The organism is Collinsella sp. AF39-11AT, from assembly GCF_003474585.1.
Lineage (GTDB): Bacteria > Actinomycetota > Coriobacteriia > Coriobacteriales > Coriobacteriaceae > Collinsella.
The window spans coordinates 62,283-87,425 of record NZ_QROG01000002.1; the positions used below are offsets into that span (position 1 = coordinate 62,283).

Below are 25,143 nucleotides of genomic sequence, written 5' to 3' on the forward strand. Positions count from 1 at the left end.
CGCGGGCGGAAAATGGTCGCGCGGACTAGAGTTTTGGTCGCAAAATACTTATATTTTGCCTTGGACGGGCCTTAAAAATGCTACCTAGAATAAGTTGTTTCGGAAAATGGACAGTCAACTTACATTCGGCACATAGAGACCGATTTTTACCTACTAAAGTCCCTGATAAAGCTGTTTATCAAAGCGGGTGTGCTTAGCGACTGGAGCCTCACTATCGATTATCTGAAAAAACTTGTTCTGGGTATCATTTTAAAGTCATCCGGAGCAACAAAATCGCCCCCCGTTTCGTGAAAACGGGGGGCGAATGGGCTTCGTGGTCTGTCTGGCAGGTTTGGCGCCGGCGCTACTTAATCACGCGCACGCGATACATCGACGGAATCTGCTTGAGCGCCTCGATGGTGCTGCTGTCCAGGTGCTCGTCGGTGTCGAACATGGTGTAGGCGTTCTCGCCGGCGGACTCGTTGGTCATGCGCTGCACGTTGGCGTTGTCCTTAGCAAGGATTGCCGTGATCTGGCCAATCATGTTGGGCACGTTGGCGTGCAGGCAGGCGATGCGGCTTGCGGCGCGCGCCTTGCCCATGCTGCAGGCGGGGTAGTTGACGCTGTGCGCGATGTTGCCGTTCTCCAGGTAATCCTTGAGCTCGCTAATGGCCATATCGGCGCAGTTGGCCTCGGCCTCGCCAGTGCCGGCGCCCGAGTGCGTGGTGACAAACGTGTTGGGCATCTTGACGGTCTTGGGCGTGGCAAAGTCGCAGCTAAACCAGCTCAGCTTGCCCTCGCGCAGGGCAGCGTCGACGGCGTCCTCGTCAATGATGGTTTCGCGCGCGTAGTTGATGAGGACGGCGTTGGGTGCCAGCAGGTTAATCTGCTCGGTGCTGATCATGCCGATGGTGTCTGCCTTGCTGGGCACGTGCACGGTGAGGTAGTCGCAGCCGCGGCACAGATCCTCGAGTGTGCCCACGCGCTGCACCTCGCGGCTCAGCACCCACGCGTGCTCAACGGAAATGAACGGATCGTAGCCGTAGGCGTCCATGCCCAAATCGACGCAGGCGTTGGCGACCTTGGAGCCCACGTTGCCCAGGCCGATGACGCCGATGCGCTTGCCCTTGAGCTCGCGGCCCACAAAGGCCTTCTTGGCCTTCTCGGCATCGACCTGAATCGCGGGGTCGTCGGCGTTGTCGCGCACCCAGTTCATCGACTGCACCACGCCACGGCTCGAAAGCACCAGCATGCCCAGGACGAGCTCCTTGACGGCGTTGCTGTTGGCGCCGGGCGAGTTAAAGACGACGACGCCCTTCTTGGCGTACTCCTCGACGGGGATGTTGTTGACGCCGGCGCCACAGCGGGCGATGGCGCGAATGCCCTCGGGCAGCTCGTAGCCGTGCAGGTCGGTCGAGCGCATCAGGATGGCGTCGGCCTCCTCGGCGGTGCTCACAAATTCGTAGCCCTCGCCAAACTCGACTTTGCCGTCTTTGGTGATGTCGTCGATGGTCTTGATCTTGCGCATGGAAAACTCCTTAGCAGGTTTGTTTAAAACAAGTGGTTTGAAGTGGCTGGTCGGCCCGCGCGTTGCGGGCTAGTTAGATCGCGGGCTCAAACTATGCTGTGCTTCGAAGTCCTTCATGTACGTGGCCAGTGCCTGTACGTCTTCCATTGTCACGGCGTTGTAGACGCTGGCGCGCATGCCGCCTACCAGGCGATGGCCCTTGACGTTTTGAATCTGGTGCTCGGCGGCGCCTGCAACAAAGGCCGCATCGAGCTCGACGTCACCGGTGCGGAAGGTGACGTTGGCGATGGAACGGCTGTCGGCCTGAGCGGTGCCGTGGAACAGCTCGCTGTGCTCGAGCAGGTCGTAGAGCAGGTTGGCCTTGGCCCAGTTGCGCTCGGCCATGGCGGCAAGTCCGCCGGTCTCCTCGACCCAGTGGAACACCTTACCGCATACGTAGATGCCAAAGGTGTTGGGCGTGTTGAGCATGGAGCCCTTGGCGGCCTGGGTCTTAAGGTCCAGGTACTGCGGCGTCTGCGCAAAGGCGGGGCCATCTGCGATAAGGTCGTCGCGCACGATGACCACGGTCACGCCCGCAGCGCCGGCGTTTTTCTGTGCGCCGGCGTAAATGAGCCCGTAGCGCTCAACGTCGAGCGGCTGCGACAGGAAGCAGCTCGAGACATCGGCGACCAGCGGCACATCGCCGCAGTTGGGCAGCTCGTGGTACATGGTGCCAAAGATAGTGTTGTTCTGGCAGATGTAGACGTAGTCGAGCCCGTCGCCCGCGGCCTCGGCGGCAATGCGCGCGTTGACGTCGGCCATGGTGGGAATGCGGTCGAAATTGGTGTCCTCGGAGCTCGCGAGCAGCACGGCCTCGCCATATTTGGCGGCCTCCTTGTACGCCTTGTTGGCAAAGTTGCCGGTGACGACGTAGCCGGCGCGGCCGCGGCGCATGAGGTTCATGGGGATGCCCGCAAACTGCAGCGTGGCGCCGCCCTGCAAAAACAGGACACGGTAGTTGTCGGGGATACTCAGCAGGCGGCGCAGGGTTGCCTCGGCGTCGTCGATAATCTGCTGGTACATACTAGATCGATGACTCATTTCGAGCACGGACATGCCGCAACCGCGGTAGTCCATCATCTCGTCGGCGATCTCGGCAAGCACGCTGGTGGGCAGTGCGGCCGGGCCTGCTGAGAAGTTGTGCACACGTGCCATCTTCTAGGTCCCCCTCGGAGTCGTTTGAACGTTCGGGATACTTTAGCACAGTGGAGCGCCGGGCGCGACCGCATCACGGTAAAACTCGAGTGCGCCGCTATGATTTACAGGATGGTTACATGGGGGAGGGATTATCTCGAGGCTCGTATCCGATCCGCCTCGGCCTTCGCTTGTTTCCAGGGGCGCACTCGACCGTTGGTGAGGTCGTCATAGCCACGAGCGATGGCACGTTGAATGTGATCTTCGCGTTCCTGAATGGTAGTTAGTGCGCGCGTCTGATCAGAAATAGACTTTACGACAGGCATACGAAACTCCTTACATAGAAGCATATGTATAACTCTATATTGAATATAGCGGAGGATGGCGTTGGGCGTGTGCGTGCCTGCATTCGTAAGCGCGGTTGTCTGGCAAGTGTGATTTGGGGCGATCTCGTCAAAGCTTCTGAGCTGCGAAAATGACCGTTGACCGGATTTAATTTTGTTGCTCAACATTTGACACTCTGGGCGTGGTAACTTTTTTACCAACAGGTATGATTATTGTCATGTGCGCCGCACCTGCCTGCCGGGTTGCGGCGCACTTGTGACAGCCTTTGACACCCTTGGAGCGTGTACTGTGGATATAACCACAAAAAGCGTTCGGGGGGGGGGGGTGCTCACCCGCGAGCAATTCCTCCCGCATGAGATGCGCATCGTCGCTGCCCTTCGTATGCAGGGCGCAAGCGACGAGCAGGTCATTGTACGCGTAAAGAGCGAGAACCTCTTTCAATATCCCACGGAGCGCATGGTCGCCAACCGCGCAACCGTGTGCCTTCGCCGCCTCGACGCCATGGTGCCCACGGACGCCGCATGCGCCGCGCGCGGCATCGACCCCAAAACCGCCGTCGAGGCTGCGTCATCCCTAACCAGCCTCATGGCATCTGGCACCCCCACGCAGGCGGACCAGGCCATCTTCTACAGCATGATCTGCCGCTACGACATCGTGCGCGAGCTCGTGCTCGTCGAGGTAGGGGAGCGCCTGCAAAACTTTGATTATGCCTTCACGGCGGTTGACCTCAACGCCTTTATGACGCGCTTTACCACGGAGTATCCGGACGCGGCCCGCTGGACCGAGGCCACGGTCAAGCGCATTAAGGGCTCGCTCCGCCAGACGCTCCGCCATGCCGCCCTTATCGGCGAGGGTCAGGGGCCGGAGTCTGAGCGCCTGTCACCACTCTTCCTCGATTCCGATGTCGAGCGAGCCTTGGTCCAGCTGGGCGAGCAGTCGCTTATCGCGGCCCTTACCGGCAGGGCGGTGATGTAGCGTGGCCCCCGTCAACAACGCCGCCGAACCTGCTATCACCCCGGCGACCGATCTCACCACCAATATTGGCATCCATTCCCGTAAGAGCGTCGTGGCGGCGCATGTCCGCTCCGAGCACGCCCATCAGGAATTTGAGCGACGCGCGCAGCTTCTGCGCGAGTGCCTGTGCAGCGAGGACTTTTTGGCCAACAAGGGCATAGGCAATGAGATCGGCTTCCACACCTTTTGCTATGACCCTGCGCTGGAGTTTGAAGCGCGTGCATTATTTGACGCCCTTTCACGCGATGCCGAGGCCGACAAGCTTCCGTGCACGCTCAAGGTCGTGAACCTCTACGACGCCGTGCTGGCAATTCTCGAAAAGCGCCGTGTCCTTAAGGCCATCCCACGCCAAGAGGAGCGCCGCGGTACCCAGCGCGTGCTCAAGGACGTGGCCAAGTTCGCCTCGCCCGAGAAAGTCGCCGCGTACATCCTTGAGCAGACCGAGCCGCACGCGCCTGGAGACGTCGTTCTCCTCACCGGCGCGGGCGAGGTCTTCCCATTCTTTCGCATGCACACGCTTCTCCATTGCATGCTTGCGGATTTTGATGAGGTGCCTGTGGTCGCCGCCTATCCGGGCAGTTTCAACGGCTCTTCTTTCCAGCTCTTTAACCGTCTGCCGGCCGACAACTACTACCGCGCCATCGATATCTCGTAAGCACGGCTCCCCGCAGGCAAGTCCCTGCCGCCGGTAACAACCCTTTGCCATAACATTCCCAAACCCAAAGGAGCACCCATGGACAACACGATCATTCGCGACCTCTTTGCAAAAGACATCAACCGCTCCATCAACGGCGTGGTCAAGGTCCAGGATTCAAAAGATGGGTCCATCCGCCAGGAGCTTGACGAGTACGTGGTGACGCGCGAGTTGCAGAGGCACTTTGCCACGTTCTTCAAGGCCTACGGCGATGCCATCGATGCGCGCACCGACAAGATCGGCGTGTGGATCAGTGGTTTCTTCGGTTCCGGTAAATCGCACTTCCTCAAGATGCTGAGCTACCTGCTCGAGAATCGCCAGATCGGCGGCAAGAGCGCCATCCGCTACTTTGACGGCAAGATCGTCGACCCCATGGTCGCGGCTGCCATGGAGCGCGCCTGCTCGGTGCCCACGCAGGCCATCCTCTTTAACATCGATAGCAAGGCGGGTCAGTGGAAGCAGGGCGATACGGCTCCCACGGCGCTGCTTCGCGGCTTTGAGCGCATGTTCTACGAGGCGCGCGGCTTCTACGGCGAGGACCTCAAGCTTGCAAAGCTCGAGGACTACATCGATTGCCTGGGCAAGACCCAGGAGTTCCGCGAGGCCTTTGAGCGCGTCAACGGCGAGTCCTGGCTCCAGGCCCGCGACACCTACAGCTACTTTGAGGACGACGTCGTCGAGGTGCTGCAGAGCGTGCTCGGCATGAGCGAAAAGGCCGCATGGAACTGGCTCGAGGGTTCTGAGGACGAGGTTTTGGCCCCCGATGTCTTTGCCAAAAAGGTCAAGGATTACGTGGACGCTCAGGCAGCGGCCCACGGTGGCAACTTCCGTTTGCTCTTTATGGTCGACGAGGTGGGTCAGTTTATTACAAACGACCAGGACCCAAGCCTTATGCTGAGCCTTCAGACCATCGTCGAGGAGCTGGGTGCCGCCTGCGGTGGCCGCGTGTGGGTAATGGTTACGAGCCAGGAGGCCATCGACAACCTGAGCCTGCCCGTGGGCAACGACTTTTCAAAGATCCAGGGCCGTTTCAATACCCGCCTTTCGCTCTCCAGCTCCAGCGTGGACGAGGTCATCCAACGCCGTGTGCTCGAGAAGACCGCGCCGGCGGCCGATATGCTTGCACAGGTCTACGAGCAAGACGCCGCCGTCCTCAAAAACAACTTTACCTTTGAGGGCGGCTCGCGCTCCGACCTTGCCGGCTACGCCAACTCCAAGGATTTTGTGGCCAGCTACCCGTTTGTGGGCTACCAGTTTAAGCTCCTGCCCGACGTGATGACCGAGGTACGCAAGCATGGTGTTAAGGCCAAGCACATGTCCACGGGCGAGCGCTCCATGCTGAGCGCGTTTCAGGAGAGCGCTCAGGCCATCCAGCATGACCAGACTGGTGCACTCGTGCCGTTCTGGCGCTTCTTCGACACAATCTCCAAGGATTTGGAGCACGGCATCATTCAAGTCGTCGTCTGTGCGGAGCGCGCGGCTGAAAACGCAGAGGGTCTTGAGAGCTACGATGTCCGGGTGCTTAAGCTCCTGTACTTGATCCGCTACATCGGCTACGTCAAGGCCACGGTCGAGAACATCTCCATCCTTATGATTGATAGCCTGGACGTGGACAAGCGCGCCCTTAAGGACCGCGTCAAGGAATCTCTCGCCCGTTTGGAGCGCGAGAACTACGTGGCACGCCAGGGCGATACCTATAGCTTCCTCACCGACGAGGAGCAGGAGATAGCGCAGGAGATCGCACGCACCCCGATCGACAACGCGAAGGTGATTGAATACATCAAGAAGCGCCTGTTCGAAAGCATCTACACTGCGCGCAAACTCAACCGCGGGGCCAACGACTTCCCCTTTGACCGCTACGTGGATGGCTCGATTCATGGATCCAACATGGGCGGCATGGCACTTTCCGTGGTGACCATGGCCAGCGATCTGGGCCGTTCGGACGATGCCGAGTTGGCATTGAAATCCGTGGATAAGGCCATCGTGGCCTTGAGCGACGAGGTGGATTATTGGGCTCCACTCGTCAACGCCGCCAAGATCCGCAAGTACGCTAAGACGCGAAATCTCCAGGAGCTTCAGCCGAGTACGCGCCAGATCGTCGAGTCCAAGATGCGCGAGGCGGCCTATAACGAGAAAGAGGCCGATACCCTTTTGAGCGAGGCCGTGCTCCATGCACGTTGCGCGGTCAACGGCCGCATGGTTGAGGTCCGCGCGGCCAAACCCGTTCAGGTTTTTGAGCAAGTGCTGGCGCAGCTGTGCGATGTGGTCTTTGATAAGGCCGACTATATCGGTGCGCCGGTCACGAGCGATTCCGATATTCGCTCCACTCTGGCGGGCAACGTTCAAGTGGGGCTCGCTGGCATGGACGCGGGTAACACGCGTGCGCTCAAGGAGGTCGAGGACTACCTCAAAGTGCAGCACCAGCGCCACCTGGATACCGCTATGGGCGATATCCAGCGCCAGTACCAGCAAAGGCCCTTTGGCTGGCGCGAGGTCGACATCGCAAATGTGGTGGCGCAGCTTGTGGTGGAGCAGCGCGCGCAGGTGCTGTTTGGCGGTCAGACGGTTCAAGCTAACGACAGCCGCATGGTGGCGCTCCTGCGCAAGGATGCCGATAAGGCCCAGGTGCGCTTGCGCATGCGCATGAGCGACCGGTTGCTACGCGCCGCGGGCGAACTCATGTGTGACCTGTTTGATCTCAAGACCGTGCCCTCCAACGAGGATAAGCTCGTGGCCGAGCTCAAAGAGCGCCTTGAGGGCTTGCGCGAGGCGTGCCTCGCCATAGCACGCGACTACTACACGGGCATCAAGCCGGCCTACCCGTATCCCGGTGAGGACGAGTGCGAGAAGATGCGCTCGGAGGTGGCCGACGTCCTTAAGGACCAGAACGAGGCCGAGGCGTTCTTGACCACGTTCACCAAGCATGAGGAGCGCTTGCTCGATGCTAAGGAAGACTTTGACAAGGTGGTTGAGTTCGTCGAGTCCAATCAACGAACAGCGTTTGACCACGCCAGGGATTTCTTGAACCGCACCGAGGGTATCGAGTATGCCTCCGATGACATTCCCAGCGCGGTGGAGAACGTGGCAAAGGTGCGTGAGATCCTCAAAGATCCCAAGCCCTACGGCCGTATTAAAGACCTGCAGCCGCTTATGGATCCCGTCGAGGACGACATGAAAAAGCTGCTGGGTATCCGCCGCAATGAGTTTTTGTGTCGCATCGAGAGCGACCTGCAAGACCTGCGGGCGCAGGCCGAGAGTCAAAAGGGCTTTGTCAACCAGGCCAAGGATGCCATAGCGAGCGCCGGCACCAAATACGAGTCGTTCAAAAACCGTGCCCACAGCGCTCAAAGTCTCAACGAACTGAGCGTTGTTGCAACTAACTGGGGCGACTGGCTCAGTGCGGCGGCCAACGAGATGTACGACGCTGTGGATGAGGCCCGCGTGCGTATGGACAACGAGCGCCGCACCACCGAGGTCATGAGTACGGGTGAGGTGGTCAAGAAGGTCTCCAACAAGGGTGCCGCATCGTCTGCTCCCGTGCCCGCGCCCAAGCCCCAGCGCAAGATCAAGGCTGTGCGCCGCGCCGATCTGGCCAAGCCGAGTCGTCTCTTGTCCGCAGAGGACGTGGAGCGCTACGTGGACGACTTACGCTCCCGCCTTATGCAGGCGCTCGCTGCAAACGACGAGATCCGTATCAACTAACCCGCGGAGCCACCGGTGCCAAAGCGCGCACCGGTGGCTTATGGCGTTTAGAAAGGCTCATCAACCATGAACGATTCTGCTCTTAAGAGCTTCTGCACCTGGGCCCGTACGGAGCTCATCAAAGGCGTGGAGGCGCAGATGGTGCGCTACGGCATCACCGAACCTGCACCCGCGCCCGTTGGGTCCGAGACCGTCAACGGCCTGCCCCTAAGTCCGGCTGAGATTGAGCAACGCGACGAACTGCTGCGTATGCAGGCAGAGGTGGGTCACGAGGCGCTGCGAGACCGTGCGGCCTACACCTGGTTCAACCGCATCGTGGCCATTCGCTTCATGGATGCACGCGGATGGCTTCCCAGCCGTATGCGCATGCTGAGTCGTGCGGACGGCAGCCATGGCAGCGAGGCCGTGGAGAACGCACTGGATGTGGAGATAACGACGGCCGATACCGATCGCATAGCCGAGCTCAAAATGGCGGGCTTGGATGAACCGTTGTGGCGCTACCTGTTTGTTGCTCAGTGCGAGGAGCTTGCCGATTGCCTGCCGGGCGTCTTTGAACGCGTGGGCGGAGCCATGGAGCTGCTGTTGCCCCAGGGCCTCATGATGGCTGACGGCGTGGTGGGCAAACTCAATGCCGTCCTCGCTGACGAGGACTGGCGCGAGGGCGTGACCGTTCTGGGCTGGATGTATCAGCACTACAATGCCGACGTTAAAGACGAGTTCTTCAAGTCCAAGCGCAAGGCAGCGGCGGCGGACATCGCGCCCGCCACGCAGCTCTTCACCCCCGAGTGGATCGTACGCTATATGGTCGAGAACTCGCTCGGCCGTCTGTGGATGCTCAACAATCCGGGGAGTTCGTTACGCGAGCGCATGGAGTATTACATCGAGCCCGATGCTGAGCACGAGGACTTCATCCGCATCTCGAGTCCCGAGGAGATTTCGCTCTGCGACCCAGCGTGCGGCTCGGGCCATATCCTGGTTTATGCGTTTGAGCTGCTCTTTGCCATGTACGAGGAGCGCGGCTATCGTGAGCGCGAGATTCCCGAGCTCATTCTTACTAAAAACCTTGCAGGTATGGAAATCGATTCCCGCGCGGCACAGATCGCGGAGCTGGCGCTTGCCATGTGCGCCCGCGAGCACGACCGTCGCTTCTTTAGGCGTGGCGTTCGCGCCGACGTTACCGTGCTCTCGAGCATCCCGCTAGGGGAGGACGAGCTGCCGGGTAACAAGAAGCTCGCCGAGGAGCTGAGTCATTTGGGCGAGATCGGTTCGCTGCTCAATCCGACAGATGCCGAGATCGAGAAGCTCAAAGCGGCTGCGGCCGACTGCGCGGGCGACCTTTTTGCCGCCGCGACCAAGGACAAGCTTGAGAGCGCGGTCGCAATCTGCGAGAAGCTATCACGTCGCTTCACTTGCACCGTGGCAAATCCCCCGTACATGGGTAGCAGCAGCTTCAACCCCTTTATGAGTAAGTGGGTCAAGAAGAACTACCCCGACACGAAGAGCGATCTCTGCACGTGCTTTATCGAGCGAATTATTGATTTTGCGAGCGCTAAGGGTACGGTATCTCTGGTTACCTCTGATACGTGTATGTATCTCTCGTCTTTCGAGCGTATGCGCAACACCCTTGTAGATAAACACACCCTAATTGCCCTCATTGATACTCGCGGCTCGAATGCCCACCCTGACGTGTTTGACGCCAATACCGGATGGGTCATTCAGTCGAATCATATTCCTGGTTATAAGGGTGCTTATTTTAAGTTGAATCAAAAAATCGGTGAGAAGGATGCGGCTTTGAAGGAGGCCATCCAAAACCCCACCTGCGGCTGGTTCTACCGCCGCAACGCCGACGCCTTCAAGCAGATCCCCAGCACCCCCATAGCCTACTGGGCCAGCGACGCTATGCTCGAAGCGTTTGGGGGACATTCCATTCGCGATGAAGCTTTTGCTGGAATAGGCATGCGTACGGGCGACAATGCAAGATTTTTGAGATTGTGGCATGAAGTCGGTCTGAGCGACATGGTTATCGGATGTTGCTCTGCTGAGGAGCAAATCAATAGTGGTGCTCGATGGGTTCCTTACAATAAAGGAGGCAATTTTCGCAGATGGTACGGAAACAATGACTACGTTGTTAACTGGTTTAATAATGGTGAAGAGATTAAGGCTAACACTAAGGCTGTATACCCAGAATTGGGCGATGATCTTGGATGGAAGATAAGCAACGAGCGCTTTTACTTTAAGCCTGGACTTACTTGGACGGGCGTAACTTCGGGGCTATTTAACTGCCGTCTATATCGCCAGGGTTTTATTTTTGATTCCGGCGCTAATGGCCTTTTCTCAACTAAGGAGCTTGGAGTTTCCTACCTTTCTGCCCTGCTGAACTCTTCTGTAGCTGCTTCAGCCTTTAGCTTTTTGAACCCTACGTTGAATTTTGGGGCAGGCACTGTGAATAACATGCCTGTTATTCGACCCTCTGCTTCAGACTATTCCATCGTCGAAGATCTGGCGCATCGTTGCTTTGATGCGTCGGAAGCAGATTACAACTCCTTCGAAACCTCATGGGATTTTGGTCACAATCCCCTTGTTTAGGAGACCTGTATGTGTATCGATCTTAACCAGACGGCATTTCAGCTTGCCAATAAAATTAAACGCGTTTTAGATTCTGATGTTAGAATTCGTATCTCGTTAAACAACGCCACTTTCTTTGAATACGACTCGGATGAAGATGTCGTAATCATCGCTCCTGTTTCTTTGCTTGAAATTGAAGAAAAGGAGAAAGCGCAGATAGCGTCTCGGGCAGCATATGAGTTGGTTCTTATGAGTGCGAAAACCTCCGCGCGGAAGTTCAACGGCATTTTATTGCCTGACTGTTTCTTATATTGTGTGTATTCAACGCTACACGAGATAGGCCATCATGACTATTTTGTCAGCTCTTCCGCAACGGAGTTTCAAGGCCATGTTGCACAGCGCGAGTCACTTCTTGAGTTCTCTAAGGACAAGTTGATCAATGCAATTGCTTCGGGACAAGACCCACGTAATAGCCAGGAGATATTTGCGAGATCGTATAGGAATATTCCTTTTGAGAAGATAGCTGATGATTACGCCAGGAGATTGATGCCCGTCGTTCTTTCCAAACTCTTAGTAGAGGATGGACCAAATGAAGCAAAATGAGTCTATTGACGTTCGCTGCGATATGGCAACGATGCATGATTTTTTCCTAAATAAGATTGATGAATCGATTAAGGGAGGGCTCTACTTCGAAGCCGCTTGGCTAATCTATTCGTGTCTCGAGAATCGTTTCTTTCGAGTGTTAGACAAATATAAGCGGAACTGCAAATATTGCGTTAATGGCGGCAAATGCCGTAAGGGAAGCAACCAATTGGCAATCGGGACCAAGATCAAGTGTGTTGAAAGACTATATAACGCAGATGTGTCTCGTGTTCGCAGCTCTTTTTCAGCTGAGTTATTCGCTGAAGTGAGGTTGTGGGTCAAATTACGTAACAAACTAATGCATAACTTGCTGTCCCTTGAGCACTATGAAGAGCATTTTGATAATGACTTTAAAGAACTTGCTTTAAACGGGAAGAAAGTTGTGGACGACGTTTACGATGCCTGCACGAAATTTAGGGCGGCTTTCTTCGAACCCGGCTACGAGTTCATATTCCCTGAATCGTGCATGGAGCAATGTCCTTGTAAGCCGCGTAATCAATAGAAAGACGACTAATAACTATGTGTCGCATTCGGGGCCGTGATTCACAAAGTTATCTTCATACGGGATATTCGGTTTTGCTCATCGCGCTGGGCGTGGAGTGCGGGCTTGGTTGTGTGATGGCCCTGATTTGATTCACGCTTTATTTCTTCGTTGCCGGCATCTCAACAATATCGAAAGGACGGCCCACCATGGCCACATTACTTCAAGATAAATACGAGGCTCGTAAGGCCGAGGTTAATGCTCGCTTTGAGCAGCTTCGCGCTAACGAGGAAGAGCTCAACCGAATCTTTGCCAAGATCTACAACATGGAAGGCGAAGCGCCCATCGAGATCGAGGATAAGTACATTTCGGTGGCGCGCATCTTCGATACCGCCGATGAGATTCCCGAGAGCTATAAGGGCAACAAGTACGTGCGCACCAAGCGCGACGAGATCACCTCGCTCATAAGCTATGCCGTGGGCTGCATGTTTGGCCGCTATTCGCTGGATGTGGACGGGCTGGTCCTGGCCGATCAGGGCGCCACGGTCGACGACTATCTGGCTAAGATGCCCGATCCCGCGCACGTGACCTTTATGCCCGATAGCGACAACGCGCTGCCCATTACCGATGACGAGTACTTTGACGATGACATCGTGCGCTACTTTATCGACTTTGTGCGCACCGTGTACGGCGAGGAGACGCTTGAGCAGAACCTGGCCTTTATTGCCGAGGCACTCGGCGGCAAGGGTACCTCGCGCGAGGTGATTCGTGCCTATTTCCTAAAGGATTTCTTTAAGGACCACTGTCAGACCTATAAGAAGCGCCCCATCTACTGGCTGTTCGACAGTGGCAAGAAGAATGGCTTCAAGTGCCTTGTTTACATGCATCGCTATCAGCCCGACCTGTTGGCTCGCATCCGCACCGACTATGTGCATGAGCAGCAGGAGCGCTACCGTGCCCAGATCGGCTATGCCAACGATGCCCTTGCCAGTGCCGAGCGCGGCGAGCGCGTGCGTTTGGATAAGCGCGTCAAAAAGCTCAACGACCAGCTCAAAGAGACCATTGTCTATGAAGAGAAACTGCACCACTTGGCAGACCAGATGATCAAGATCGACCTGGATGACGGCGTCAAGGTCAACTACGCCAAGTTTCAGGATGTGCTGGCAAAGATTAAGTAACTGCAAATACGGTAAGGATATTCATGCCCAAGATCGATGTAGAAGAACAGCTCAAGCTGCGGTTTTTGCAGCCGTTGCCCTCATGCGTGCCGCGTCGTGTGGTGGTTTGGCACGATGCGGACGGCGAGTTTGCCCCTGAGTTTGAGCGATTGGCTGCCGTGGGTTTCGACGGCGCGGGGGCCGATGGCGGCGTTATGCCCGCTCACGGTGACTTTGAGCGCCCGGTGCGGTTTGTTGAGGCCTGCGAGGGCCGCATGTTTGCCGCAAAGAAGCTCATCAACCGCGATGACCTTGCGAACGATATCTTGCTGTATCGCCGTTGCCCGCGCGGCAGGATTGAGGGCGATTGGCTTGCCGATGTTGAGCTGTATGCCGCTCGGTTCCAGGCTGACTATCTTTCGCTTTTGGCCGATCAGTTGGGTATCGAGAATATCGACGCCGTGCGCGAGAGTCTGCGCGAGCACAAGGCGTTCTTTGATGCCAAGACCCGCTGTGCTAAGTTTGCCGCGTGCGTTCCGCATGCCTCGGGCGCATCCGATATCGAACTCGGTATCCTTACGGTGATTTTTGGTGGTAAAGAGCTTGGCGACGCGCGACCCGCGTTTGTACTGCGCGGCTGCATGACCACGCTGCTGCACGAGGGCCCCGAGGCGCTGGCCGAGTTGGTGGACAAGTACTGCGTGCGCGATGTCCTCTCTGCCTTTTTGCTGCGCTGCTATGGGTTTGAGGGGCCGCTGTATGAGCGTGATGCGCTGCTTGAGCTGGCGTCCCATGTGCTCATCACGGCGGCATCTACCGCGCTTCCCGAGGGAGCGCTCAAGGGACTCAAAAACTATGCGGCTCCCGCCTACGGCCCCTATTGCCTTGAAGCGGTGCGTACGTGGGATCAGGCCGCCGATGCCCAAGCATCGAGCGAGGACCTATTTGAGATTTGCCGTTTGGTCGAGGATGCCCGTGGGCTCTTTGCACGGTTCGAGACCCTGCCAATCGATGTGCTGGCCTCGCTTGACGTGTTCCCGTGCGTCAATGAGGCTGTGCTCTCGCAGCTGTTCTGCTCGTTTGCCCAGGGTGCGGACCGTGTTGAGGACGCACGCGCCTTTGCGGCGCGCCGTTGCGACCTAAGCTGGTACCGTCGTGTCGAGAGCTACTTTGACCTGCTTGCCGCCGTGGCCGATATGTGCTCTTTTAGGCAGACGCACGCGGGCGGGTTCCATCTGGCGCAACCCCAGCAGGTGTGGGATGCCTACACGTCCGACTGGTATGCCATGGACGCTGCCTATCGCCATATGTGCACCGCGTATCTGCGGGCGCGTTCCGTCGAGTGCGATGCGCTCGAGGAGCCTGCCCGAGCTGTGGTGGACTGGGCGGAGAATCTCTACAGCAACTGGTTTTTGACCGATGCCAATGCCTGCTGGGCATCCGCTGCGCAAGGGGAGTGGGCCGATTGCGGCTACATCGATGGCCCTGCACGGCAGGATGAGTTCTACTGGCATGTGCTGCCCACCTTTGTGGGCTCTGCCAAGACGACGGTCGTTATCGTGAGCGACGCACTGCGCTATGAGGTGGCCTGCGACGTTGCGGCTCTGCTCGAGCGCGAGCGCGGCGGCAACGTCAAGGTCTCTAGCATGCAGGCGGTCTTTCCCTCCATTACCGAGGTGGGCATGCCCGCGCTGCTGCCGCACCAAGCGCTTGAGCTTGCAGCGGATGGCTCGTTTGTGTTGGCTGACGGCATGCCCACTGCGACGACTCCGCAGCGCGAGGCCGTGCTTGCCCACGTTGAGCCCACAGCCCGCGCTTTACGCTCGAACGCATACCTCAACATGGCGGGAACCGAGCGCAAGGCGCTGCTCAAGGACTCAAGACTCGTCTACCTCTTCCACAATAAGATCGATGCCACGGGCGAGAAGGCCGCTACGCAGGATGACGTCTTCGATGCCTGCGCGGACACCGTGGAGGAACTTGCTGCGTTGGCGCGTCGCGTGTGCACCGACGCCCCGGGCGCACGTGTTGTTATAACGGCAGACCATGGCTTTATCTACACGCGTCTGGAGCTCAACGAGTGCCAGATGCTCGGCAAGCCTGACCTTCCCGTCCTGGATGCTCCCGTCATGCACGGCAAGCGGCATCTGGTGGTGCCCAACGAGGCCGTGGACAAGCTTTCCGACGAGGCACGCGGGGTGTTTGTTAATGTTGACATGGGACGTTTGGGTGCCGGCTTTGAGGGGTTTGCCCCGCGCGAGAACGTGCACTTCAGGCGTCCCGGCGGCACTAACAACTACGTGCACGGCGGCGTGAGCCTGCAGGAGCTCTGCGTGCCCATTATCGGATTTTGGCGTGCACGCTCGGGTTCCAAGGACTTTGTCGACACGCGCGCGGCGACGCTGCGCGTACTTAGTGAGGGACGCCGAGTGACCAACTCGCTTTTCTCGGTCAACTTGATCCAGGAAGAACCCGCCCAAGGCAAGGTTTTGCCGTGCGAGTACGAGCTGGTGTTTACCGATGCAAGCGGCAACGAGGTGAGCGATACGGTCAAGGCGCATGCCAACAGGACTTCTGTTAACTCACAGGAGCGCGTGGTGCATGTCAAGTTTGCGTTGCATGCGGCGGATGGATTCTCAGCCAAGGGCCCGTACTATCTGGTTTGCCGCGATGCCCAGTCGGGCAAGATTGTTTGGCGCGAGACGTACACCATCGCTGTTTCGTTTGCCCCTGTTGCTGACTTTGGTTTTTAGGAGTGTGCCCTATGTTTGATAGCCATGACGACGATCTGTGGGAAGTTCCCTCGATTGATGTGAATGCGCCGGTGCAGGCTGCGGTGCCTGTAGGGGAGGCCGTGCCTGCCCCGGAGGCCGTGGCTCTTCCTGAGGCTGAGACTGCCACGCCTGTCCCGGAGCCGGCGGAGGCCACGGCGCCCGCCGAGGCTGCTGTGCCCGCTGAGGACGAGTCCTCGACCGATGGCTATGACCAGGCTGCGGCCGAGGCTCCCGAGGATGAGGGCTACGACATGGACGGGCTGGACGGTAAGCTGCTCGAGCACTTTGGCGGCAAGATCGTGCGCAAGGACCTGACGGCCTTTATGAAGCGCGGCGCCAACGTGCCCACCTTTGTGCTGGAGTACCTGCTGGGCATGTACTGCTCGACCGATGACGAGGAAGCCGTGGCAGAGGGCTTGGATCGTATCCGCAGGATCCTCACTGATAACTACGTGCGTCCCGACGAGTCCGAGCGCATTAAGTCCAAGATCCGTGAGCTGGGCCGTTTTACCATCATCGACAAGGTCACGGCCAAGCTCGACGAGTACAAAGACATCTACGTGGCCTCGTTTGCCAACCTGACCATTGAGCCGTTTGTGATGCCGGCCGAGTACGTGCGCGACTATTCCAAGATTCTGCAGGGTGGTATTTGGTGCATCATGAGCATCGAGTATCGTCACCCCTTGGATGAAGAAGACGAGTTTGGCATGGAGGTCTTTGGCGATGATGCACCGCGCCGCTCCAAGGCCAAGCGCAAAAAGCGTGGGCCCGAGGACTCTCCGTTTAGCGTGGCGTCGCTCACGCCCATTCAGATGCCCAACCTGGACCTGGATGCCATGGTCGAAGAGCGCCAGTATTTCTCGCGCGACGAGTGGCTCAACATGCTGCTGCGCTCCGCTGGCTATGAGCCCAGCGAGCTTTCTGAGAAAGAGCGCCTGCACTTTATCGAGCGTATGGTGCCGCTCATCGAGCGCAACTACAACCTGTGCGAGCTGGGTCCCCGCGGTACCGGTAAGAGCCATATCTACAAAGAGGTCTCGCCCTACGCCATTTTGCTTTCGGGCGGCCAGACCACCACGGCCAACCTGTTCGGCCGTATGAACTCTATGCGCGCCGACCGCGTGGGCCTGGTGGGACACTGGGACTGTGTGACGTTTGACGAGGTCGCCGGCATGCGGTTTAAGGACACCAACGCCGTGCAGATCATGAAGGACTACATGGCGAGTGGCAGTTACGCACGCGGCCACGATCAGATTAACGCCGACGCCTCCATGGTCTTTGAGGGCAACATCAACGACACCGTGCAAAACGTCCTTAAGACCACGCACCTGTTTGATCCGTTCCCGCCGGAGTTTAACAACGATTCGGCCTTCTTCGACCGTATCCACTATTACCTGCCGGGCTGGGAGATTCCCAAGATGCGCTCGAGCCTGCTGACCGGGCATTACGGCTTAATCACCGACTGCCTGTCGGAGTTTTGCAAGGAGATGCGTCGCAAGGACTTTACGCATCATATCGACCGCTACTTCCGCTTTAACAGCGACTTTAACAAGCGTGACGAGATCGCCGTGCGCAAGTCCTTTAGCGGCCTGGCCAAGCTGCTGTTCCCCGACGAGGCTATGGACAAGGACGACGTTCGTTGGCTGCTGGACTACGCCATCGAGGGCCGTCGCCGCGTAAAGGAGCAGCTCAAGATTATGGCGGGCGTCGAGTTTATCGACGTCAACCTGGGCTATATGGATGCCGACAATCCGCAGGACGTGCACGTGGTGCGCGTGCCCGAGCAGTCCGAGGATACGCTGATTCCCGACGGGCCGCTGCTGTCCGGTCACGTGTTTGGCGTGGGCAGGTCGCAGGGCGGCGAGGTTGCCGTGTACAAGTTGGAGAACAAGGCCGTTGCCGGCGAGTGCAAGTTTAAGCACGAGGGCGTGGCCTTTAACAAGCCGGTGCGCGATACGCTGGAGGCCGCGTGCGACAACTTTGTGAACCTGGCGAACCGCGTGGCGCCGGGCATGCACATCGGCTCCAAGGATTATTTGCTGTTCTACAACGACCTGCAGAGCAAGGGCCTGTCCGAAGAAGTTTCGCTCGCCGAGTTTGTGGGCCTGTGCTCTGCGGCGTGCAACCGTCCGGTGATGCCCGCGCTGGCGATTCCGGGAATCTTACGTATGTCGGGCTCCATGGACGAGATTCGTGGGCTCGAGGACATTATGCGCGTGGCCAAAAACGCCGGCGCCAAGCGTGTGATTTTGCCGCTGAGTGCCATCGCGGGTCTGCAGAGCGTTTCGTCCGAGATTATCTCGGGGCTGAGCCCGGTGTTCTACATGGATGGCGACCCGGTCGATGCCGCGAAAAAGGCGCTGGATCTGTAGGGGTGCGAGCGTGCGGGGCGTCCGGTGCTCGGGCGTTCCGCGAACAGTTGGTGCGTAGTGCGTGAGGAGGCCTTTCCATGGCGGACGAGCGTTCTGTTGGTGAGCTGCTCGACGAGCTGTTTGGCTTTGAATCGGTGGCCAAGCGCCAGGCGTCGCTTGAGCAGTACGATCGCGGAGAGTTGGTGCGCAAGGCGCGCTCCCGCGAGCTGCTGGGCGTACTTAGGGGCGTCGAGGCTGCCGAGCACGCTGCGCGCGACTCTGCCGTGCGGGCTGTTGACGGGTATGTTCGCCGTGTTGAGGGCGCTGCGCTTGCACGCGCTCGCAAGCAGGCGGGCGTTGCGGGTCCGCTGCAGATGGAGCGCCGCTATGCTGCCTTTTTGCGCATGGAGGACAAGGCTGAGTTGCTGGCGCGCCTGGAGCAGACGCTCTCGTTTATCGAGGTAAAGTTACGGGCCAATACGGCGGCCAGGGTTCGTGCAGCGTACGATGCTGCGGGAGCTATGGTGCTGCAGTCCGTGGCGCGCCTGAATGACGTGCGCGTTGTGGATGCCGTTCCTTTGGATGCCGACCTGCTGTGTACGCAGCTGGAGCAGTTGCGTTGTGCCGCCGATGCGACGGACCTTGCGGGCATGATCGCAGCGACGTTTGAGTCCGAGCTGAGCGCGACTGGCCCGCAGAGCGCTGACGGGTTTGTGGGCGACGTGGCCGGTGATGTTGCTGGTGATGTGGCGTTGGAGCGTGAACTTACCAACGTGCGCGGCGCTGCGCAGCGAGCGCGCTTGGCGGCACAGGCATATCGGGCGGAGCGCGCCGCCCGCATTGCGAGGAGCACGGTGGAGCCGGTATCGTTGCCCGAGTCTGCGTGCGTTGCGTGCGAGACGGCGTGCGATACCGGGGAGCTTTCCGAGTTGCTCGCTCAGGTTAAGAAGTCGTTTGTGACCTACCGCCGTGTTGTTGCCGACGGCGGGTTGTTCTGTGCGTTTGGCACGGGCTCCCCGCACGGCATTTGTTGTGGCACGAGCTATTTGGACTACGATTCTCGGCTTGATGAGGACGTGCTGGTGGGCGAGTACGATGGTGCAACCAGGCATACTGTTCGGCGCGAGGTTGCGATTCCCGAGCTGGTAGATGAGGCTTCGACTGAGGGCGGCGACTCGCTCGAGGTTGCCGTGGCGCGCATGCGCGAGTTTAACGGACGTTGCTACGATGGCGTGTTTGACGAGGATCCCGCGCGCCATGTGAATGCGTTTTGGTATGGACTCAAAAAGCTCAGCCAGTATTGCGAGGCCGCCGTGCGCGTAGATGAGCGTGCTTGGGATTGCTTTATCGATAAGGTGCAGTTCGCCTACGATGAACCCGTGGGGCGCCTGGCCACGCAGATGGACGACAAGCAGGTTGCGGCTTTTGTTGCTGCCGTGGACGCGCTCGGTGCTAGTGAGTAGGGTCCTGGTCTGGTAGGAGGTTTCATCTTGAAGATCGACGTTGATGTAGATCAGCTGCGCGAGAGTCAGCTCGATCGTGCGGGGAGTGCGGCAGGCGTTGGCTTTCCCGCTGCCATGCTCGACGTGATGGATATCGAGGACGAGTCGCCCCAAGAGCTCCTAGCCCGAGCCGAACGCGAGGGTCTCGACCTCCGCGACTTTGCCGTCGACGATGACTAGGGTAGCTAATTTGAGACGGGGCGTCTGCACCCGCGGCTGCGCGAAGATGAACGATAAACCGTCGCAATGGAGTCTAATGAGCTCGCGACCGTTCTATTTTGACTGCCTGCTGGCTAAGTGAGTAGGCTTTATTGGAAATCCTGAGCACACGACAAATTTGCTTTAACAAACTCGCAGGTCACAGACTTGTGCTTTGGTGACGTGGTCGGCGATTCGGTAAAAGTCTACTCACTTAGTTTTGAGAGACGCTAATTGTCCGCAACGAGATCCTAGCCGGGGCGATTTATGCTCAAATATGGTCAATTCGGGACGGCTACCCCTAGCCACTACGACGCCAGCGTGGCGATGACGGCTTCGTCGCCGGCGTATATGAGGGTGTCGCCGTCGGGGATGATCGTCTGGCCTTCGCGCTTGAGCATCACCACGATAAACGGGTGCTTGCCCTGCGGCACGTCGCGCAGGCGCTGACCGGCCAGGCGACCGTGGGGCGTCACGGTGACCTCGCGCAGCGTAACCTCGGCACGCTCTTCGAACGTTGGGGCTGCCATCACCAGCAGATCGCCTTCCTGGATCACGGTGTCGCCATTGGGCAGTACCGGATGCGCCCCGTCGCGCAGCACCAGGACCACGAGCATGTCCGTCGCGCTGCCAATATCGGCGAGCGAGCGACCGACAAACGGATGGCCCGCACTCACCTTGAGCTTTACAAACGACATGCCGTCCTCGTCGCGGTAGTCGTTAAAGGTGCGGCGTACGTCGCCGGCCGCATCGATCATATCGAGTTTCTTCGCCACCGCCGGCAGTAGCGAACCCTGCACCACAATGCTCGATACGGCAATCACAAACACCAGGTCAAACAGGTCGTGACCACCGGGAACGCCGGCTACCACGGCAAAGAGGCTAAAGACGACCGAAGCCGCGCCGCGCAAGCCCGCCCAGCTTACGAGTGCAACCTGGCGAGGGTTCGTCTTAAAGGGCACCAGCAGCAGACCGACGGCGATGGGGCGGCTCGCAAAGAGCATAAACGCCATGAGCGCCAGGCCCGGCAGCAGCATCTGCGGCAGGCGCGCGGGCGTGACGAGCAGACCCAGCAAAAAGAAGATGGTCATCTCGGCCATCTCGGTGAGGGTGTCAAAAAAGTGCGCCATCTCGACCTTGCCGGTGATGTCGCTCGCGCCCAGCACAATGCCGGCCAGGTACACGGCCAAAAAGCCGTTGCCGCCCAGATAGCTCGGCAATGCGTAGGCGACGATCGCCACGGCGAACAAAAAGATGGTCTGCGCGCCCTCGGCCGTTGCGTGCGCTCGTTCAATCAGGCGGCCCGCCGCCCAGCCGATGGCAAGGCCCAGGCCCGCGCCCAGGATAATCTGCTTGGCCAGCAGTGCGGGAATGTTGATGTCGCCGCCGGCTGCGAGTGTGGCGAGCACGGCGGTGAGCATGTAGGCGACGGGGTCGTTGGAGCCCGATTCGACCTCGAGCAGCGAGTCGGTGCCGCCCCTCAGCGAAAGGCTGTGCTCGCGCAGCACGCTAAAGACGCTGGCCGCGTCGGTGGACGCCACGACCGATCCCAGCAGCAGGCCGCCGATCCAGTCGAAGCCCAGCACAAAGTGGGCGAACACGCCGGTGATGCCAGCAGTGATGACGACGCCGAGCGTGCTCAGCAATACCGCGGGCACGGCAACGGGTTTGGCACGGTCGATATTGGTGTTAAAGCCGCCGTAGAACATGATGAACAGCAGCGCCGTGCTGCAGACGGTTTCGGTGAGCGCGTAGTCGCTAAATTCGATGTGCGCCGGCCCGTTGACGCCCAACAGCATGCCGAGCGCGATAAAGATGAGCAGGGTGGGGAAGGGGAGTTTTTTGCCGACGGGCTTGATGGTCAGGCACAGAATAATAACGAGGCCGATAAAGAGAAGGATCTGGTTCATGGATGGTGTCCGCTCCTGGGTGGTTGGCGTGGCACGGTCAGTTGTCTGCGGTTATTTGTACCCAAAGATGGTGGGTTTATGGGGTTGGATTGCGGGCGTGCGCGATATCGTCATAGACGGCTGCCGTCTTTGCCTCTGCTTGGAAACCCTTTCCAGCTTTATTGCAACGGAGTACAATGGGTAACGTTTAAGTTCAACTTGAAGTTTTAGTTGCGGCGCCGGGCTTCGGCCGCAATGCAAGGAGAGGCGTACCATGGCGATCTATGTGACATCTGATGCTCACGGGCACGTGCGTGCGCTTGACGAGGCCCTGTCTAAGATTTCGCTGGCGTCCGACGACACGCTGTACGTGCTGGGCGACATGATCGATCGCGGGCCCGATCCGGTCGGCGTTATTAAGCTCGTGCGCTCGCTGCCCAACGCCCGCGTGCTCAAGGGCAATCACGAGCAGATCATGCTCGATGCCATCATTGGCCAGGATCCGCTCGATGCCGAGACCTGGGATATCAACGGTGGCTGGACGACGCGCGAGCAGCTCAACGACATGGAATTTGACGCATACGAGGAGCTCGTGCGATGGATGGCCGCGCTGCCGCTCTACGCGGTGGCCGAGACCGAGGAGCGCCCGTATCTGCTGGTACATGCTGGAATCGAGATGAAGGCGGCGCGCGCGTTTTTGCTTGAGCATGGCGTCGATTGTGCCGATGGCGTTGGAGCGGTGGGTGCCGATCGCGAGCTGCTGCAGCAGATGCTCGCGGTGCAGTCGGCCGATGACCTGCTGTGGATTCGTCACGGCTATTGGGATGCGCCGACCGGGCTGCTTTCTGCCGAGGGCAAGGGTCCGGTCGTGGTGAGCGGTCACACGCCAACGGTGTCGCTCGGGCGTTATTGCGAGGTCGGTGGTCTTGCGGGGCTCGATGAGGAGTCGGGCCGCGGGCAGATCGTGCGCCTGGGCGGCGAGGATGCCGCCGGTGTGCCCGATCGCATCGACATCGACTGCGCTGCCGCCACCGGCTCCGAGTTCGGTCGCGTGGGCATCCTGCGGCTCGATGATGGGGCGGAGTTCTACGCGAATATTCGCCCCGGGGAATAACTTTGTTCCGCCGTTCTACCGAACGGCGGCCACGTTGATGCTGCGCAGCCCCGAAGCACCCCATCTTGTCGCTCAAACCGTCGTTCGCGTACGGAAGTACGCGTCGCTCCTCTTTCGCGCCAACCTGGGGCACTTTGAGACTGCTCGCTGTCGGTGCCAAAACATCGACGTTTCTTTTCTTCAAATTGATTCGAATTAGACGCCGTACGGGTTGCGGTCGCGCTCGATGCGTTGGCGGATGTGGGCGTATTCGATAATCAGCAGCACCAGGAGTAGGGCCATGATGGCTAGGTAGCTCACCACGGCGCCCATCAGACCCAGCAGGTTGATCAGGATCACCGGCAGCACTACGCTTACGGCGAAGCAGATCAGGTAGATTTTGGTGACGTCGCCGGCATGGCGCAGCACCGTGATGATGGCGTAGAGAAAGTCGATGGCCGCGGTGACGCCGCCGGCGACAACCATCAGCAGTGCCAGCGTGCGGTAGCGCTCAAAATTGAGGCCGTACATGAAGCTCATGAGGGGAATACCGGGACCTGCCATAAATGCGGCGCACACGCTGGTGATGACCACGATCAGTGCCATAACGGCAACAATAATCAGGTCAAAGCGACGACGCTTGCGAGGATTAGCCCAAATGCTCGACAAGCGCAGGAGCTGCGGTTTATAGATAAATCCAATGCTCAGCAAAATAGCCTGCGCCGGAAAGAACAGGGCATTAAAGTACAGCTGATATTTGTATGCCAGCGTGCCTTCCATCACGAACTTGGGCATGCTCTCGATAAGGTTGAACAGGAACAGCGCACCAAAGAGCGGGGCGCACTGGATAAACAGGTGGCCGACCTCGCGCAGGCTCACGCGGCGCGATTTTTCGGTCTCGAGCAGGGCAAGCGGCGCGGTGACCAGCACGAGCGAGGCAATCGCGGCGATGCCCATGGCCATGGCCGCGATGGGCATACTGCGCGTAAGGAACAGCGCCATGCTAAAGACCGCGATGACGCCGGCGGAACGCAGCATTTGGCTCATGCCGGCCAAATAGAGCTTGTCGGCCTGCTGCAGGCGGCCCTCGTACACGTCCGCCACGCCGTCGATCACCTTATACAGGTAGACGCCCAGGCCGATCGTGGCCATCTGCGCATCGTAGCCGCGGGCGCTGCTGTATACCAGGCCGCATGCCAGCGCGAGCGCTCCGCAGAGCCAGCGGTTGAGCTGGTAGGAGGCGAAAGAGGTTTTTTCGTCGATATCCGAGACCTGGAAATTGCGCACGCCGTAGTTGCACGCGATCATGATGAGCGTGCCGGTGACAAAGGCGATGGAGAATTTGCCAGCCTCCTCGGCGCCCACGAGCTGTGTGGACACGATGGTGAGCAACGGAAACGCCATGCCCCACACGGCGGTGCCCAGGGTATTCCAAAGGTAGTCGCGACGGGTGGCGTGATCTTCGTACTCGGCTTCTTGTGTGGAGAAGCCGCCGCCGTAGACGGCTCCGAGCAGGCGGTTCCACCAAGCGTTGACCATGCGGCGGACGGGGCCGGGCTCCCGATCGCGTTCGCGCCGGCGACGGCGTGTGGCCTGGCTGCTGTCGGGGCCGCCGGCGTTGCGCTGGCTTAGCTCTTGGATTCGTGCGAGCTCCTCGGCGGTGTGCGATGCGGGGAACAGGCCGTTCTCGATGCGTCCGCCCTGCCCGTGCGCCCCGTCCGATACGGTGGGGTCGGCGACGCCATTGCGGCGGGCGATGGCGCGGCGAATGCTATCGAGGGGCGTGATGCTCAAAGCGGAGTCCTTTCTATTGCTGCACTCTAGTATAGACGCGACGGTGTTCGGTCGTGTTTTTGAACAGGTTGTTCGATAATTTCGGCGGCGCCATTCAGTAGACGGCATTTGGGGACGTTCCTTATGTGCCGGCACTTTGGGAACGTCCCTAAGTGCCGGCATCCGGGGACACTCCTTGGTTGTTGCCTGTTCAAGAGTGTCCCCAACGATTAGTCGTTTAAAAACGTCCCCAATGACTAGGCCGCTTGCGTGCGATTTTTGA

The 25,143-nt window shown here is 59.0% G+C and carries 17 protein-coding genes; 12 read left to right on the plus strand and 5 right to left on the minus strand.

The features are described 5' to 3' along the window. Window positions 1-343 precede the first annotated feature (343 nt). The 3 genes from DW037_RS01525 to DW037_RS10560 form a co-directional block, all read right to left on the minus strand. Entirely contained in the window at window positions 344-1,507 is a 1,164-nt protein-coding gene (locus DW037_RS01525; protein ID WP_117629073.1) for a phosphoglycerate dehydrogenase, read from the minus strand. 69 nt (window positions 1,508-1,576) lie between these two features. Next, window positions 1,577-2,701 (minus strand): 3-phosphoserine/phosphohydroxythreonine transaminase, encoded by a 1,125-nt coding sequence (serC, locus tag DW037_RS01530; protein WP_117629074.1) that lies wholly within the window; start codon window positions 2,699-2,701, stop codon window positions 1,577-1,579. Between the two features lie 131 nt (window positions 2,702-2,832). Further along, the gene (locus tag DW037_RS10560; protein WP_158551585.1) at window positions 2,833-3,006 is read right to left on the minus strand and encodes a hypothetical protein; all 174 of its coding nucleotides are present in this window, start codon (window positions 3,004-3,006) and stop codon (window positions 2,833-2,835) included. 343 nt (window positions 3,007-3,349) lie between these two features. On the opposite strand from DW037_RS10560, the gene DW037_RS01535 reads away from it, so the two are divergent. The 11 genes from DW037_RS01535 to DW037_RS01585 all read left to right on the plus strand — a co-directional run bounded on the left by DW037_RS01535 (window position 3,350) and on the right by DW037_RS01585 (window position 20,087). Then, window positions 3,350-4,000, plus strand: coding sequence for a BrxA family protein (locus tag DW037_RS01535; RefSeq protein ID WP_117629075.1), 651 nt, complete (start codon window positions 3,350-3,352; stop codon window positions 3,998-4,000). Between the two features lies 1 nt (window position 4,001). Beyond that, a complete protein-coding gene (locus DW037_RS01540) occupies window positions 4,002-4,694 on the plus strand; it encodes a DUF1788 domain-containing protein (RefSeq protein WP_117629076.1) in 693 nt (230 codons plus the stop codon). 78 nt (window positions 4,695-4,772) lie between these two features. After that, window positions 4,773-8,435: a BREX system P-loop protein BrxC gene (gene brxC, locus DW037_RS01545; protein WP_117629077.1), complete on the plus strand. Its 3,663-nt coding sequence runs from the start codon at window positions 4,773-4,775 to the stop codon at window positions 8,433-8,435. Between the two features lie 66 nt (window positions 8,436-8,501). After that, on the plus strand, window positions 8,502-11,021 hold the full coding sequence (gene pglX, locus DW037_RS01550) for a BREX-1 system adenine-specific DNA-methyltransferase PglX (protein ID WP_117629078.1): 2,520 nt from the start codon (window positions 8,502-8,504) through the stop codon (window positions 11,019-11,021). A gap of 9 nt (window positions 11,022-11,030) precedes the next feature. Next, entirely contained in the window at window positions 11,031-11,603 is a 573-nt protein-coding gene (locus DW037_RS01555; protein ID WP_117583762.1) for a hypothetical protein, read from the plus strand. After that, complete coding sequence (locus DW037_RS01560; RefSeq protein ID WP_117583761.1) at window positions 11,590-12,144, plus strand: hypothetical protein; 555 nt, start codon at window positions 11,590-11,592, stop codon at window positions 12,142-12,144. Before DW037_RS01555 ends, DW037_RS01560 begins: the two co-directional genes overlap by 14 nt. Window positions 12,145-12,332: 188 nt before the next feature. After that, window positions 12,333-13,301, plus strand: coding sequence for a hypothetical protein (locus DW037_RS01565; protein WP_117629079.1), 969 nt, complete (start codon window positions 12,333-12,335; stop codon window positions 13,299-13,301). Window positions 13,302-13,324: 23 nt separating this feature from the next. Continuing rightward, window positions 13,325-16,033: a BREX-1 system phosphatase PglZ type A gene (gene pglZ, locus DW037_RS01570; protein WP_118372670.1), complete on the plus strand. Its 2,709-nt coding sequence runs from the start codon at window positions 13,325-13,327 to the stop codon at window positions 16,031-16,033. An 11-nt stretch (window positions 16,034-16,044) separates the two neighbouring features. Continuing rightward, a complete protein-coding gene (gene brxL, locus DW037_RS01575; protein ID WP_199408839.1) occupies window positions 16,045-18,426 on the plus strand; it encodes a protease Lon-related BREX system protein BrxL in 2,382 nt (793 codons plus the stop codon). A gap of 77 nt (window positions 18,427-18,503) precedes the next feature. After that, window positions 18,504-19,868, plus strand: coding sequence for a hypothetical protein (locus DW037_RS01580; protein ID WP_117583758.1), 1,365 nt, complete (start codon window positions 18,504-18,506; stop codon window positions 19,866-19,868). 27 nt (window positions 19,869-19,895) lie between these two features. Beyond that, entirely contained in the window at window positions 19,896-20,087 is a 192-nt protein-coding gene (locus DW037_RS01585; protein WP_117583757.1) for a hypothetical protein, read from the plus strand. A gap of 326 nt (window positions 20,088-20,413) precedes the next feature. On the opposite strand, the gene DW037_RS01590 is transcribed toward DW037_RS01585, so the two are convergent. Beyond that, complete coding sequence (locus DW037_RS01590) at window positions 20,414-22,015, minus strand: potassium/proton antiporter (protein ID WP_117629082.1); 1,602 nt, start codon at window positions 22,013-22,015, stop codon at window positions 20,414-20,416. A gap of 253 nt (window positions 22,016-22,268) precedes the next feature. Here DW037_RS01590 and DW037_RS01600 point away from each other — a divergent pair, with 253 nt between their 5' ends. After that, a complete protein-coding gene (locus DW037_RS01600; RefSeq protein WP_117629084.1) occupies window positions 22,269-23,108 on the plus strand; it encodes a metallophosphoesterase in 840 nt (279 codons plus the stop codon). Window positions 23,109-23,303: 195 nt separating this feature from the next. On the opposite strand, the gene DW037_RS01605 is transcribed toward DW037_RS01600, so the two are convergent. Then, a complete protein-coding gene (locus DW037_RS01605; protein ID WP_369831443.1) occupies window positions 23,304-24,881 on the minus strand; it encodes a lipopolysaccharide biosynthesis protein in 1,578 nt (525 codons plus the stop codon). Window positions 24,882-25,143: the final 262 nt, after the last annotated feature.